This is a genomic window from Arthrobacter sp. MYb214 (genome assembly GCF_002979865.1).
GTDB lineage: Bacteria > Actinomycetota > Actinomycetes > Actinomycetales > Micrococcaceae > Glutamicibacter.
The window spans coordinates 53,832-68,275 of sequence record NZ_PCPZ01000004.1; the positions used below are offsets into that span (position 1 = coordinate 53,832).

General features: G+C 58.7%; 15 protein-coding genes and 1 riboswitch. Of the genes, 8 read left to right on the top strand and 7 right to left on the bottom strand.

Going from position 1 to position 14,444, the window contains the following annotated elements; translation table 11 throughout:
* Nucleotide 1 precedes the first annotated feature (1 nt).
* The 5 genes from CQ012_RS11105 to pknB are packed head-to-tail and all read left to right on the top strand — an operon-like array spanning nucleotide 2 to nucleotide 7,968.
* Nucleotides 2-1,396 carry a PP2C family protein-serine/threonine phosphatase gene (locus CQ012_RS11105; RefSeq protein WP_105658671.1) on the top strand — a complete coding sequence of 465 codons (1,395 nt, stop codon included), beginning with the start codon at nucleotides 2-4 and terminating at the stop codon, nucleotides 1,394-1,396.
* On the top strand, nucleotides 1,393-2,790 hold the full coding sequence (locus CQ012_RS11110) for an FtsW/RodA/SpoVE family cell cycle protein (RefSeq protein WP_105658672.1): 1,398 nt from the start codon (nucleotides 1,393-1,395) through the stop codon (nucleotides 2,788-2,790). Before CQ012_RS11105 ends, CQ012_RS11110 begins: the two co-directional genes overlap by 4 nt.
* On the top strand, nucleotides 2,787-4,247 hold the full coding sequence (locus tag CQ012_RS11115; RefSeq protein ID WP_105662196.1) for a peptidoglycan D,D-transpeptidase FtsI family protein: 1,461 nt from the start codon (nucleotides 2,787-2,789) through the stop codon (nucleotides 4,245-4,247). The genes CQ012_RS11110 and CQ012_RS11115 overlap by 4 nt, the downstream gene beginning before the upstream one ends.
* Complete coding sequence (locus tag CQ012_RS11120; RefSeq protein WP_105662197.1) at nucleotides 4,244-6,052, top strand: protein kinase domain-containing protein; 1,809 nt, start codon at nucleotides 4,244-4,246, stop codon at nucleotides 6,050-6,052. Before CQ012_RS11115 ends, CQ012_RS11120 begins: the two co-directional genes overlap by 4 nt.
* Entirely contained in the window at nucleotides 6,049-7,968 is a 1,920-nt protein-coding gene (pknB, locus tag CQ012_RS11125; RefSeq protein WP_105662198.1) for a Stk1 family PASTA domain-containing Ser/Thr kinase, read from the top strand. The genes CQ012_RS11120 and pknB overlap by 4 nt, the downstream gene beginning before the upstream one ends.
* Nucleotides 7,969-7,977: 9 nt before the next feature.
* Here the strand turns inward: pknB and CQ012_RS11130 are convergent, their stop codons facing one another.
* From CQ012_RS11130 to CQ012_RS11135, 3 genes are read right to left on the bottom strand one after another with little or no spacing between them, the layout of a single operon-like run.
* On the bottom strand, nucleotides 7,978-8,622 hold the full coding sequence (locus CQ012_RS11130) for an anthranilate synthase component II (RefSeq protein WP_105658676.1): 645 nt from the start codon (nucleotides 8,620-8,622) through the stop codon (nucleotides 7,978-7,980).
* Nucleotides 8,619-8,789, bottom strand: coding sequence for a hypothetical protein (locus CQ012_RS17620; protein WP_013347422.1), 171 nt, complete (start codon nucleotides 8,787-8,789; stop codon nucleotides 8,619-8,621). Before CQ012_RS17620 ends, CQ012_RS11130 begins: the two co-directional genes overlap by 4 nt.
* Before the next feature lie 8 nt (nucleotides 8,790-8,797).
* A complete protein-coding gene (locus CQ012_RS11135) occupies nucleotides 8,798-9,571 on the bottom strand; it encodes a class E sortase (protein WP_105658677.1) in 774 nt (257 codons plus the stop codon).
* A 221-nt stretch (nucleotides 9,572-9,792) separates the two neighbouring features.
* On the opposite strand from CQ012_RS11135, the gene CQ012_RS11140 reads away from it, so the two are divergent.
* Nucleotides 9,793-10,050 (top strand): cell division protein CrgA, encoded by a 258-nt coding sequence (locus CQ012_RS11140; RefSeq protein WP_105658678.1) that lies wholly within the window; start codon nucleotides 9,793-9,795, stop codon nucleotides 10,048-10,050.
* A 60-nt stretch (nucleotides 10,051-10,110) separates the two neighbouring features.
* On the opposite strand, the gene CQ012_RS11145 is transcribed toward CQ012_RS11140, so the two are convergent.
* Together CQ012_RS11145 and CQ012_RS11150 are read right to left on the bottom strand one after the other, a co-directional pair.
* Nucleotides 10,111-10,428 carry a DMT family transporter gene (locus CQ012_RS11145; RefSeq protein WP_105658679.1) on the bottom strand — a complete coding sequence of 106 codons (318 nt, stop codon included), beginning with the start codon at nucleotides 10,426-10,428 and terminating at the stop codon, nucleotides 10,111-10,113.
* Between the two features lie 11 nt (nucleotides 10,429-10,439).
* A riboswitch (guanidine-III (ykkC-III) riboswitch) is annotated at nucleotides 10,440-10,505 on the bottom strand.
* A 5-nt stretch (nucleotides 10,506-10,510) separates the two neighbouring features.
* Nucleotides 10,511-11,389 (bottom strand): ArgP/LysG family DNA-binding transcriptional regulator, encoded by an 879-nt coding sequence (locus CQ012_RS11150; RefSeq protein WP_105662199.1) that lies wholly within the window; start codon nucleotides 11,387-11,389, stop codon nucleotides 10,511-10,513.
* A 76-nt stretch (nucleotides 11,390-11,465) separates the two neighbouring features.
* Between CQ012_RS11150 and CQ012_RS11155 the strand changes: the two genes are divergently transcribed.
* A complete protein-coding gene (locus tag CQ012_RS11155; RefSeq protein WP_105658681.1) occupies nucleotides 11,466-12,083 on the top strand; it encodes a LysE/ArgO family amino acid transporter in 618 nt (205 codons plus the stop codon).
* A 480-nt stretch (nucleotides 12,084-12,563) separates the two neighbouring features.
* Here CQ012_RS11155 and CQ012_RS11160 read toward each other — a convergent pair whose 3' ends face one another.
* Entirely contained in the window at nucleotides 12,564-13,283 is a 720-nt protein-coding gene (locus tag CQ012_RS11160) for a rhomboid family intramembrane serine protease (protein WP_166650743.1), read from the bottom strand.
* A gap of 237 nt (nucleotides 13,284-13,520) precedes the next feature.
* Nucleotides 13,521-14,066, bottom strand: coding sequence for a peptidylprolyl isomerase (locus CQ012_RS11165; protein ID WP_105658683.1), 546 nt, complete (start codon nucleotides 14,064-14,066; stop codon nucleotides 13,521-13,523).
* 171 nt (nucleotides 14,067-14,237) lie between these two features.
* Between CQ012_RS11165 and CQ012_RS11170 the strand changes: the two genes are divergently transcribed.
* Nucleotides 14,238-14,444: a hypothetical protein gene (locus CQ012_RS11170; RefSeq protein ID WP_105658684.1), complete on the top strand. Its 207-nt coding sequence runs from the start codon at nucleotides 14,238-14,240 to the stop codon at nucleotides 14,442-14,444.

Sequence of the window (14,444 nt, forward strand, 5' to 3'; positions counted from 1 at the left end):
TATGGCCCTCAAACTAAAATTTGCTGCGAAATCCGACGTGGGGCGGGTTCGCAAGAAGAATGACGACTCCGCCTACGCCGGCGCGTACCTCGCGGTGCTTGCCGATGGCATGGGCGGACACGTCGGCGGTGACGTGGCGTCAGCCTCCACCGTACTTGATTTGGTGCATCTGGACCACGATGGCACCGCAGATCCGCAAAATGCCCTGCCGGATGAGATCCAGGCCGCCAATTTGGTGCTGAATGAACTCGTTGGCGCCAACCCGAAGCTTTCGGGGATGGGTACCACCGTCACTTCCTTGCTGCTCTCGGGAAGTACCCTGCACATGGCGCACATCGGCGACTCCCGCGCCTACCGCTTGAAGCACGGGGTCTTCGAGCAGATCAGCAAGGACCATACCTTCGTGCAGCGGCTGGTCGACGAAGGCCGCATCAAGCCGGCCGAGGCCGAGGTCCACCCGCATAAGAACGTGCTCTTGCGCGTGCTGGGCGACTCGGATGCCTCCCCGGAACTCGATGTCGACCAATTCGAGGCAGAACCCGGCGAACGCTGGATGCTGTGCTCTGACGGACTCACCGACGCGGTGCCGGTTCCGGTAATCGAGCAGATCATCCGCACTACCGCCGATATGGATGAAGCGGTCAACGACCTGGTTGCCATCACCTTGAAGAATGGTGCGCCGGATAACGTCACCGTGGTGATGTTCGAGGTTGTCGAAAACGCTGTCGTCGAAGGCGAAGCGCCCGCCGAACCAGAACCCGCACCGGATACCGGCCAGCTCACCATTGCCGCCGAAGGCGATGTCGAAGCCAGCGCTTCGCTGCTCCGCCATGAGATTTCCCAGCGTCCCCACCTGCTGGTGGGCGCCGCCCAGCTTGCGACGCAAACCGGCCAGATCCCGGTGGTGACCCAGCACACCGGCGAACGCCGTGCAGCTGCCTTGCTGACCCACCGTTCCCCGGCGGCCGGCGAGGTGCTGGATCCACTGGATGCTCCGGTGCAGCAGCGCCGTTGGATGATGCCGATCCTGCTGACCTTGACGGCTTTCTTCGTCATTGCCCTGGGCGTCTGGGGCTACATGTGGACCCAGACCCAGTACTTTGTTGGCACTGTCGATGGAAAGGTCGCAATCTACAAGGGCGTTCCCCAGGAGCTCGGACCGATTTCGCTCTCCGAGGTCGACACAGTCAGCAAGGTGCCGCTCGAAGCCCTGCCGGAGTATTCACGCCACCGCGTTGAATCGACCATCTCGGCAGAGAACCAGCAGCATGCCCAGATGATCATCCAGGAACTCCTGGTCACCGCGAAGCAGAACTGCCCGGTCACCGTTCCCGGATCCTCGGATTCCGCCAACCAGCTCGAACTGCCCGCCTACTGCCAGGAGATAATGCAATGACCGAAGTGCAAACCGCACCGGTGCCTCGGCGCAATCTCGAGCTGCTGCTGGTGCTGCTGGCCCTCTGCGTGGGCGGTGCCGCGTTCTATCTGGTGGGCAGCTCCACCGAGGATGTCGACAACACCGACTTCTACGTGCAGATGGGCATCCTGGCGGCACTATCCCTGACGGTTCATGTGCTGCTGCGCATCTTCGCCAAATATGCCGATCCAGTAATACTTCCGATTACGATTGCGTTGAATTCCCTTGGCTTAGCCATGATTCACCGCATTGACCTGGCTAAAGGAACGTCCCAGTCGGCGCGCCAGCTGCTCTGGACTGCCATTGCCATCGTCATTGCTTCGGTCGTTCTCTGGGCAATCAAGGACCACCGCCTGCTGCGTCGGTTTACCTATATCGCCCTGCTGCTATCGGTCGTATTGCTCCTGCTTCCGTTGATTCCCAAACTGGGTGTCACGATCAACGGTGCCCGCATTTGGATCCGCATGGGCATGTTCTCGCTGCAGCCAGGCGAACTCGCGAAGATCACCTTGTCGATCTTCTTCGCCGGTTATCTCTCGTCGAACCGCGACTTGATCCTGATGGCTGGCCGCAAGTTCGGACCGCTGCAGCTGCCCCGCCTGCGGGATATGGCTCCGATGGTTATCGCTTGGCTGCTCTCCATCGGCGTGCTCGTGGTGCAGCGAGACCTCGGTTCCGCGATCCTCTTCTTCGGCCTGTTCATCGTGATGATCTACGTGGCAACCGCGCGTATTTCCTGGGTGCTCATCGGTGCCTTGATGGTTGTCGCCGGCGGCATCGTCGCGGGCCTGACCATGGGCCACGTGACCCGCCGCCTGGACGTCTGGCTCAACGCCTTTGACCCTGCGATCTACCAGGCCAAGGGTGGCAGCATGCAGATCGTAGAAGGCTTATTCGGCATGGCTGACGGCGGCTTGTTCGGCACCGGCCTGGGCGCGGGTTCCCCCTACCGTGTTCCGCTGGCCAACTCCGACATGATCATTGCCTCCTTCGGCGAAGAAATTGGCCTGATCGGCGTGGCCGCGATCATCCTGCTCTACATGCTGCTGGTCTCCCGTGGCTTGCGGGCCGCCTTGGGCTCGGCCGATACCTTCGGCAAGCTACTGGCTGCAGGCCTGTCCTTCACCCTGGGCCTGCAATGCATCGTGATCATCGGAGGCGTCACCCGGCTGATCCCGCTGACCGGCCTGGCAACGCCATTTATGGCCGCCGGCGGCTCATCGCTGCTGGCGAACTGGATCATCATCGCGTTGCTGCTCCTGATCTCCCACAACTCGCGCCGCCCGAAGACTGGCGGCGTAGGACCAACCGATGAATTTGCAAGTGCCAGCACGGCCCTTACCTCCAGCACCAAGGCGGTGACGAAAAAGTGAATCATGCAATCAAGCGCGTTTGGGTTGCGCTAACCGTCCTGTTCGTCATCTGCCTGGGTGGACTGAGCTACATCCAGTTCTTCGACGCCAAGCCGCTCTCGGAGAATGCGCTGAACAAGCGCGAACTCTACCGCGAGTTCGACCTGCCCCGCGGCGCGATCCTGGTCGACGGCAAGCCGATTGCCGAATCCGTTCCGACCGATGATGGCCAGTTCGAATTCCAGCGTGTTTACCACGACGCGAAAACCTACGCCCACCTGACTGGCTACTATTCGCTCGCGAATGGCACCACCCAGCTCGAATCGCAGCTGAACGACTGGCTGACCGGCACGAGCTCGGATCTGCTCTTCGACCGCTTGTCGGCCATGTTCACCGGTACCCGTTCCGAAGGCGCCTCGGTTGAGCTGACCATTGACGGGCAGTTGCAGAAGACTGCCTTCGAAGCGATTCCTGACGACTTGAAGGCCACGATCATCGTGACCAATCCGAAGACCGGCGACATCCTGGCGATGGCTTCCAAGCCAAGCTACAACACCAACCTGCTGGCGGTGCACTCGACCTCCCAGGCGGCCCAGAACCTGAAGGACATCAGCAACACCGACGGCTTGAGCCCCTACCGGAACCCGGCCATCAGCAACCCGGTGACCCCAGGTTCCTCGTTCAAGATCCTCAGCACCGTTGCGGCCCTGGAATCGGGCAAGTTCGATATGGAAACCCCCATCGACAATCCGGTGTCGGTGAATTATCCGCATTCGACCGCTAAGATGAACAACTTCAATGAGGGCATCTGCGCGCGGGATACCCGGGCAAGGCTCGAGTTCATCTTTGCCCAGAGCTGCAACACCCCGTTCATGGAAATCAGCCAGACCGTCGGCAAGGATGCCTTCACCGAGGTTGCCGAGCGCTTCGGCTACGGGCAGCAGCTGAGCATCCCGCAGAATGTTGTTCCAAGCGAGTTCCCTTCTGCTGAGGCCAATGAAGCGCAGATGGCGCAGATGGCAATCGGCGAATGGGAAAACAAGGCTACTCCGCTGCAGATGAACATGGCCGCCATGGCCATCGCCAATGACGGCGTGATCATGAAGCCGAATTTGATCGGCAAGGTCATCGCGCCGGATCTTCGAGTGATCGAGGACCCGAAGCCGGAGAAGTTCTCCACGGCCACCACCCCGGAAGTTGCCGAACAGCTCACCGAGCTGATGGAAGGCCCGGTTGTGAGCGGTACGGCCATGAATGCCCGCGTTCCCGGCGTGGATTTCCGAGCCAAGACCGGCACCTCGCAGCGACCGTCAGAGAACGGAGTCCGCATGGTGAACTCCTGGATGACCGGTTTCGCACCGGCCGATGATCCGCAGGTTGCCATCACGGTCAATATTCAAGACGTAGATTACAACACCGGCCACAACACGGCAGGTGCACTTATGAAGACGATGTTAGAGGCGGTGTTCAACAAGTGAGGCCAGTAACCGGCACCACCTTGGGCGGTCGTTACAAGCTGACCGACCGCATTGCGATCGGTGGCATGGGCGAAGTTTGGAAGGCACGAGACCAGGTCCTAGGACGTCTGGTAGCGATCAAGATCCTCAAAGAGGAATACACCGATAATGAGAGCTTCCTGACGCGTTTCCGCGTGGAAGCACGCCACACCGCGCTGCTGAACCACCCTGGTATCGCTGGCGTCTTCGACTACGGCGAGGAACAGGGCTCCGCCTATCTGGTGATGGAACTGGTTCCCGGCCCGCCGCTGTCCACCATTATCGAGCGCGAGCGCAAGCTCGACGTGGACCGTACACTCTCGCTGATCGCGCAGACCGCCCGCGCGCTGGCAGCAGCCCACGAGCACGGCCTGGTGCACCGCGATGTGAAGCCGGGTAACATCCTGGTGATGCCTTCGGGCGTCGTGAAGATCACCGACTTCGGCATTGCCCGGCTTGCTGACCAGGTTCCGCTGACCGCCACCGGGCAGGTAATGGGAACCGCCCAGTACTTGGCCCCGGAACAGGCCACCGGGCAGATCGCCACCGGCAGCTCTGACATCTACGCCTTGGGCGTGATCGGCTACGAGTGCCTGGCAGGACGCCGCCCGTTCACCGGCGAATCGCAGATCGCCATCGCCCTCGCACAGGTCAACGATGCTCCCCCGGCGCTGCCGGACACCATCCCGGCACCGGTACGCCAGCTGATCATGTCGATGCTGGCCAAGAACCCGTCGGATCGCCCGAAGGACGCAACGGCGCTGGCGAAGGCCGCCGATGCACTGCGCTCCGGTGATACCAATACCGCGACCTTGGCCGTTCCCGGCATGCTGGCCACCGGTATCGCCACCGACGCAACCCAAGTGGTCAACATGGGTAACGACGCCACCCAGGTGGTGCCGCGTGCTGATTCCGCGCCGACGATGACCAATGCGATGCCGACCGTGGTGGAACCTGCCGGCGCTACCAGCGGTTTCTCCGGGTCCAGTGCCGCAGCCGGCGGATTCGATGACGAGGACGTGGATACCCAGGATCCGGCTGGCGAGGCCGGGGCCAAACGCAGCCCTTGGCTGGTCCCGCTGATCGTGATCATCGCGCTGGCCGCCGTGATTGCCTTGCTGGCGTGGCTGATCCCTGCCATGAGCAGCGACAAGGACAATCAGCCGACGGCTTCGGTCACGCAGAGCACCGATGTTTCCCAATCCCCTTCTCCGACCGAGGAATCCACCGATCCTTCGGAAGAAACCACCGAAGCATCGGAGACCTCCGAGTCCTCTTCCCCGACCCCGAGTGAAACCGTGACCTACGTAGAGGTTCCGGCCTCGCTGGTGGGCCAGGATATCGACACCGTGACGGCAGAGCTTGAGGGCAAGGGCCTGGTCGTTGACGCGACCCCGCAGGAAACCAATGAGTACGACCCACGCGAAGTCATTTCGCTGAACCCGACCGGCAGCGTCGAAAAGGGCGAAACCATTTCGATTACCTACGCCATGGCTCCCGAAACCGTTGGCGTTCCTTCGGTAACCGGCATGGGCTACGAAGCTGCGCAGAAGCGCATCCAGGACGCTGGGCTGGCCGTGGCCAAGGGCGAGGAACGCCATGACTCTTCGGTCGCTGGCACGGTGCTTGCGCAGGACGTTCCAGCCGGCAGCGAAGTAGAGCCGGGCACCACGGTGACCCTGGATATTTCCATGGGCCCAGAAGAACCCGAAGCATCCGAGTCCGCTACCCCGTCGGCATCTGAATCCCCAGAAGCTGCAGAGCCGGACCAAAGCGAAGCGCCATGAGTGAAGTCGAAGCCTTGCCCCCCGGCTTGCCACGGTTGATCAACGATCGCTACGAGATCGAATCGCTGGTAGGCCGCGGCGGCATGGCGGATGTCTATCTTGCCACCGACCATGTGCTTTCGCGCAAGGTCGCGGTCAAGGTGCTGCGCCCGGATACCGCAAGCAACCCCATGGTGGTCAATCGATTCCGCCGTGAAGCCAAGGCCGTCGCGGGCCTGAGCCATCCGAATATCGTTGCCGTCTACGACACCGGCGAGCTGCCTGCTACCGATCATAGCCGTGAGCGCTTGCCCTTCATGGTCATGGAATACGTGACCGGCCGGACTCTGAAGCAGGTGATCGCTTCGGGCGATGTCGACGCTTCCTTCGCTGTGCACGTCACCCGCGGCGTATGCAATGCCCTGGATCATTCGCACAATAACAATGTCGTCCACCGCGACATCAAGCCGGCCAACGTGATGGTGACCGATGCCGGCCACGTGAAGCTGATGGACTTCGGCATAGCCCGTGCCTTGGACACATCGGCGACAATGACGCAGACCGCCGCTGTGGTGGGAACCGCCCAGTACTTCTCTCCTGAGCAGGCACGCGGCGAACAGGTCGATTTCCGTTCGGATATCTACTCTGTTGGCTGCCTGTTCTACGAGCTGATGACCCAGCGCCCCCCGTTCACCGGTGATTCGCCGGTTTCGGTCGCGTACCAGCACGTTGGCGAGATTCCGTCAGCGCCCAGCGAGGTCAAGCACGACGTTGACCCGATCTTCGACCCGATCGTTTCCAAGGTTCTGTCCAAGGAACGCGATGACCGTTTCCAGAGCGCAGGCGCTTTCGCGGCTGCGTTGGAAGATGCACTGAACGGCATTGAATTCCATGATGACGAACCGGCACCATCAACCTACACCTTGCCGATATACGGCATGCACGGCGAGACTGAAACCGGGTTCATCGCGCAGTCAGCGCCAGGCACCAGCCAGCACCCGGTCTTCGTCGAAGATGAGGCTCCCGAGGCCCCTGCACGGCACAAGTCCAACCGCGGCCTGATCATCCTGCTGACCATCATTGCCCTGATCGCTGTGGGTATCGCCAGTTTCCTGGTGATCCGCTCGATCCAGGCCGAGGCTGAAAAGCGTGCCCCAGTTGCTGTGCCCAAGGTCCTGGAGATGTCCGAAGACGACGCACGTGAATTGCTGCGCGATTCCACCTTCCAGGTGCGTGTAGAGCGGGAATTCAGTGATGAAGTAGAGCAGGGCAAGGCGACCCGAACCGACCCGGCAGAAGGGTCCATGGTTTCCAAGGAATCCACGGTTGCGCTGTTCATTTCCGATGGTTCGGAACAGCGCACGATTCCCAAGGATCTGGCGAACCAGTCCGAGACGGCTGCCCGCGATGCCCTGCGTGAAGCTGGCCTCGAAGTGGGTGAAGTCAGCCGGGAGAACTCTGCAACCATTCCAACCGACTGGGTTATTGGCACCAGCCCGGAGCTGGGCTCCAAGGTGAAGGCCGGCAGCGAAGTCGACCTGATCCTTTCTACCGGCATGGTGACCGTTCCGGTCGTTACCGAGATGAGCCGTGAGGAAGCTGAAGAGAAGCTCTCTGCGGACGACATCGGGTTGGAAGTTCAGTTCGATGAGGTGGCAACCGACGACTACCCTGAGGGAACCTTGTTCAAGCAGTCCCCCGAGGCCTCCGAGGACGTGGCTCAGGGAAGCCTGGTGAAGATTTCTGTGGCCAAGGCTCCGCCGGCACCAGAACCAAGTGAAGAACCATCGCCCAGCGAGACCGAATCTCCAGATTCAGAAGAATCCGATGATCCGTCCGACAGTGCTTCGCCTACCAGTGACGCTCCGGCTCCTTCCAATGGGAACGGCCCGCCAGATCGGACTAACCCGCCACGGGAAAACGGGCGCGACCGATAGGCTGCTAGGCTACTCTCCGCTGAAGAGCGGGCTCAGGGTCGTGGCCTTCTTGGCTGCCCCCTGAAGTCCTACGAATTCCAGCCAATTGCCCAGCATCTGGTATCCCTGCTCGGTCAGCACCGACTCTGGGTGGTACTGCAGGCCCCATAGTGGTGCTTCCCGGTGCGCCAGCCCCATGATGACTCCCCCGGCGGTAGCAGCGATGATTTCAAGCTCAGCAGGGATGCTCTCGCGTACGGCTGCCAGGGAGTGGTAGCGCGTTGCGGTGAAGGGGTTGGCTACCTGGTTGAAGACCGGGTGGTTTTCGTGGCTCACCAGCGAGGTCTTGCCGTGCATTAGTTCTTCGGCGTGCGTGACCGTGCCGCCATAGGCTTCAGCGAGCGCCTGATGCCCAAGGCAGACACCGAGCATTGGCTTGCGCTGCTGCCCGCACCACTTGATCAGATCGATGCTGACACCCGCTCCTGCAGGCTCGCCCGGGCCCGGGGAGATCAGCACACCGTCGTATTCCGCAGCCAACTTAGTTGCTTCCCCAACGCTCAAATCGTCGTTGCGGTATACGGTGGTTTCCGCGCCCAGCTCCTGCAGGTAACCCACGAGGGTGTACACAAAGCTGTCGTAGTTATCGATCACGAGGATCCTGGTGCTGCTCACGGGGTGCTCTGGCCAATCGTTGAATCGGTGAATGGGCTGATGTACTGGTTCAGCCATGGGAAAACGTACATCATCAGTAATAGCACGATCGCGGCAATGAGAATCAATGCTTCAAAAATACGAAGCCACAAAGGGCCGGGCAGATTTCTAAATATCCAGGCGTACATCTCTTCTCCTAGCTCGTTGCGTCGATGACCATGTCACGGATTTCCTTCGGCGGACCTGCATCCAGTGGACGCCAATCGGTGAGTTCCGAATACGCGATCATGCGTTGCTGGGTCGAGTACTTCGGATGGCAGGTGGTCATGGTCAAGATGGACTTCGTTGGTTCCACTCCCCACTGGTGCGGGGTAGGCAACAGGACATCGCCATTGGATGGAGCCACAATCTCGGTGGCGTACCAGGTGTAGGTGTAATACCCCTGTGCAGTCTGCAGATAGATCTTGTCGCCGTCTTGCAGCTTGTCAATATCCCAGAAGACCTGGCCATGGGTCTGGCGGTGGGCCGCTACGGCGAAGTTGCCCAGCTCCCCCGGTTGCTGCGTGGTCGGGTAATAGCCAATGCCGAGGTTATCGATCACGTGGTCTTCCACTCCGTAGGTCACCGGGTGGTGCGATCCGCTAGCGCCAAAGCGCGGGAAATACATGATCCCGAAAGTTTCTCCGGGAGCCAATTCCGTGACCGGAGCCGGACCGTAGTCCTTCTCCTCTTCCTCCTCGTTGCCTTCCGGCACCACGACCTCGCCAAGTTCTTGCACGAGGTTTGCGGTGACTTCCTTCTGGGCCTGGGCCGAGTCGATATTCGTCCACCACAGTTCCCACACCACGTAGAGCATCAGCAAGATGCCAAGGGTGATCAGCAGTTCGCCAAAGAATCCGGCAATACGGTTTCCTGCCGACGGTCGTCGGTGCTGCATGCGACGTCCCTGCGCAGTGGCTGATCGGTTCACGGCGGTCTGGCTCCTTAAGGGAAAGAAATGCGCGAAATAGGTCAACTAAGATGGGTCGATACTGGCCAAAACCCAGAGTTCCAGCGGGTAACGGCTAGTATGGAAGCTACGTAGGAATGCACTAAGCAGTTCTCAGCATTCTTGCACCCAAGCCTACCGGGAAGACCTGAAGGTCACCCACATTTACTACATTAAGCAGATGAAGCCGAGGGAGCATTCGAGTGCCGGAGTCAAAGCCACGACGCAAGAAGAATTCACAGCCGCAGGAGACGCGCCAGAGCGCCCATGCCATCGATAAGCCGATGCCGGGCTGGTACAAGCCAGTCATGTTCGGACTGATGCTTCTGGGCTTGCTGTGGATCATCGTTTATTACGTTTCGCAGACCCTGTACCCGATTCCGAATATCGGCGGTTGGAACATCGTTGTCGGCTTCGGTATTGCGATGGTCGGCTTTTTCATGACAACGGGCTGGAAATAGCCGTATCGCCGGCCCCCTGCTGAGGGGGCCGGCGAAGTTGTTTAATGGCGGCTTTTGATATTAGTGGCTGACGGCTTTCAAGCCGATGATGCAACCAACCAATCCGAGAATGAAGACCATCTTCAGTACGCTGAAGGCTTCCTGTCCGGTGGCCATCGAGTAAATGACGGCAAGCGAGGCTCCGATGCCTACCCAGATGGCATATGCAGTGCCGACGGGAATTTCCTTCATGGCGTAGGCCAGTCCACCCATGGACACAACCAGCGCCGCGAAGAAGACGATGGTCGGAACGAGTTTGGAGAACCCCTCGCTCATGCCAAGAGCGATGGCCCATACCGCTTCGAATAGTCCGGAAACGATCAAAATTACCCAATGCATGCCAGATACTTTCTGGCCGTCTTGTCGCGCTCCGGGTACGGCTCCCTCGTCCGGGTCCAAGCAATGATTGCTGGTGACCACCTCAGGCTAGCAAATGCAGGCCTTGCTGTCTCGCGGCTGTGACCAAAATGCCACCTATCCTCGCGAGGATCTGCGAGTCCACAGCCCAGCGCTGAAAATACAGTGGCACATCGATAAACCATTGCTCGTTGAGTACCTGCAGCCCGCTGGCTTTCTGCAGCTGCGTTTCTGGAATCATCCCCCACCCCATCCCCGCTTCTATGGCCGCAACGAACTGCATGGAATCTGGAACATGGTGGACTTGGCCTTCCGGTCGCGCTTTAGCCCCGGCAACCCGCTGGAGCATCTCATGCTGCAAGGGATCCTCACGATCGAAGACCACCATCGGAGTGCGAATGAGCTCTTCCACGGCCCCAGTAGGTACATGGCGTTGGACCACCGAAGCTTGCGCGGCTGCGCGATAGCGCAGTGCACCCAGTTTGTCACTGATGCAACCCTGGATATTCTCCTCCGCATTGGTGACCACGGCGCTGACGCGACCGGTTCGAAGTAGCTCCAGTCCCCTGTTTTCATCGGTACGCACTATTTCACAGGAGAGGTCTTCGAACTTCGCGAGCTCGTAGAATACCGGACCGAACCAAGTGGAGAGCGAATCCGCGTTGACTCCAATGGCGATCGGGATCGGATTTTCGGAGGCTATCTCTTTGGAGAACTCTGCACTGAGCAGCGTCATCTGTCGCGCATAGCGCAGAACTTTCAGTCCATGCTCGGTAGGCCTAACCGGGCGACTGCGGACGAGCAGGACTGCGCCCAGGCGGTTCTCCAAGGCCTTGATGCGCTGGCTGACGGCCGAAGCGGTCACTCCCAGATCAATCGAGGCATCATCGAAGCTTCCCGCATCAACTACCGTAAGCAGGGTTTCGAGGTGTTCCACATCCATGTTCACATTAGGAACTCTAATCTAGAATCAGAAACTTAAGTTCGACGCAGATCAGCTAATCTCTTACAGTTTCTACATGCTCTCTGGATCCTTGTTCTTCGGCTTTACCACTGGCCTGTCCCTCATCGTCGCCATCGGTGCGCAAAATGCGTTTGTGCTGCGCCAGGGAATCAGGAAAGAGCATGTTTTCATCACCGCTTTGGTGTGCTCATTATCAGATGCGATCCTGATTGCCGCCGGAGCCAGCGGCATGGGAGCGCTTGTCGACCGAGCGCCCTGGATATTGGTGATTGCGCGAATAGGCGGTTTCATCTTCCTGGCAAGCTACGCGATTTTCGCTTTCCGCCGAGCACTGAAGCCCGAGGCGCTGAAAGTCTCAGGGCTCCCCGGTGCAACAACAGCCGTCTCGATCATCGGAACGACGTTGGCCCTCACCTGGCTGAATCCACATGTCTATATCGACACGGTACTGCTTCTTGGTTCAATTGCTACTTCCCAAGCCGCAGGCGCACCCTATTTCGCCACTGGTGCGATCATTGCCAGCTTCACTTGGTTCTTCGCACTTGCCTACGCCGCACGTTTCCTTGCCCCGCTCTTTGCCAACCCCAAGGCGTGGCAGGTACTTGATGTACTTATCGGAATCGTCATGCTCATCTTTGCCAGCATGCTGATCCTGCCAGTTCTCACCAAGTAATCCACAGGCAAACACGCTTATCCACAGTGACTGTGAACAACTTTTATAAACAGTTGTTCACAAAGTTATCCACAGCTGGGGAGAACTTGGGTAGAGTTCACGATTTTTCGGATAAAGTACAGGTCAACGGGGATATTGGAAACTGAAATGACATGCTTGTAAGTTATTAACACTGTGGATTCCGGCTGTGGATAAGGCGTGATTCCGCTTATTGAACCGTGATTCTCATGATTCGTTTAAACTTTCGAACCCGAAGTTATTAACAGTCGGTGGATTCGTATATGCACTATCTACAGGGGTTGTTAAAAAGTTATCCACAACTGGGGACAAGGTTGTGAGTATTGGGTACTCCAAGGCGAATATCCCTGATATCACGGGGTCTTGGGGCTGTTAATAACCACTAGGCCTCGAGAGTTACACGCTTGTAAGTTATTAACAGTGTGGATAAGCAGTGTGGATAACTGCATTGCTTCTTTCGAACTATCCCAAGGGCCACTTCACTGCTTCCGTGGAGAGGTAAAGGGCTGCCAGCAACGCAATCGACAAGGCCGTGAGTAAAAGTATCTGGTTACGCGCACGCTGTGGATTACTTCGCGGGATCAGCACAATGCAGCAGGCTGCGAGGATACCCAATATCGCTCCGCCCAGATGCCCCTGCCACGAAATACTGGGAATAACGAAGCCGAGAACGACATTCAGCGCCAGGATAATTCCCATGGAGCGAAGTGCCTGCTTGTTGGAACGGAACACTACGAAAGTTGCGAGGAACAAGCCTGCCAGTGCGCCCGAAGCGCCGAGCGTGGCGCTGATCGGGTTGCTCAGCAGGAGAACGCCTAGTGAACCGCCAAAAGCGCTGAGCAGGTATAGCCAGGTGAAGCGCAGCCGTCCCATCCTTGGTTCGAGCATGGTGCCGAAGATGTAGACGCCGTACATGTTCATGGCAAGGTGCAAGAAGGAGCTCGTGGAGTGGGCAAAGGCGCTGGTGATCAGGCGCCATGGCTCATAGGCGGCCAGAGCCGGCGCAAGTACAAGCTGATTGGTGAATCCAGGGATGATCCACTGCAGCAGATACACCAGCACGTTCAGGCCGATGAAAGTGTAGGTGATAACAGGAGCACCGGATCGAGCCCGGCCACCGAATTGGGTCTTCTGCCGCGGCAGGTTCTTATTGGCTTGCGCGACGCAGTCTACGCATTGCACACCTACAGGCGCAGAGACCTGGCACTGCGGGCAGACCGGACGTCCGCACCGGTGGCATGAAACATAGGACACCGTCTGCGAGTGTCGATAGCACGTCGGAGTTGCTTGGCCCTCTGGGAAAACCTGTCCAAAGGACATCAGTACCTGCCTTGAGTTGGGGGAGAAGGATTAAATACTCGAGGCCCCGACAATGCCGCTAGGGAATCGTCAGAGCCTCGGGTTGGTGCGCCTGTGTTGTTACAGGGTCTCGATGTCGACCGAGTTGATAACGACGTCTTCCAGTGGCTTGTCACGGCCATCGGTAGCAACGGCGTTCAGCGCGTCAACGATCTTGCGCGAGTCAGCGTCAAGGACTTCACCGAAGATGGTGTGCTTGCCCTGCAGCCAGGTGGTAGGAACGGTGGTGATGAAGAACTGCGAACCGTTGGTTCCACGGCCCATGCGGATGCCCGCGTTGGCCATGGCCAGCTTGTAAGGCTCGTTGAAGTTCAGTTCTGGGTGGATCTCATCATCGAACTGGTAGCCTGGGCCGCCGAAGCCCTGGCCCAGTGGGTCGCCACCCTGAATCATGAAATCAGAAATGATGCGGTGGAAGATGGTTCCGCTGTACAGCGGGGTGTTGGTCTTCTTGTCACCGGATTCTGGGTGTACCCACTCCTGCTCACCGGTCGAGAGGCCAACGAAGTTCTTTACGGTCTTTGGTGCGTGGTTGCCGAAGAGATCGACAACGATATCGCCCAAAGTAGTGTGAATCGTGGCTTTATGAGTTGCGTTTGCGGTCATGCCTTCATTCTTCCATGATCTATGCTCGACCCGCTAAATACTGACGTACGCGTTGAGAGAAAATTTGGACCATTCTTAGGTTGCTTGTCCGATACTGCTGGCCACTGGGCATAGAACTGCCTAGTCTTGAACTGTCGGTTAGCGTGAATTTTTTCGGATCGGGAGCAATGCATGAGCAAGAAGAGCAAAGCAGGAAAAGTACTAGCCGTTGGCTTGATTGCGGGACTTGTCGCAGTGCTGGTAGCTGTGTGGAAGGCCTCGAAACCAATTGAGGATCCATGGGAAAACGAACCACTTCCTGCACAACCGCACGAGCCTGTTGAATCGCGTGAAGCCAGCGTGGAAGAAATCCGCGAAATCCTCGAAGATGACAAATAA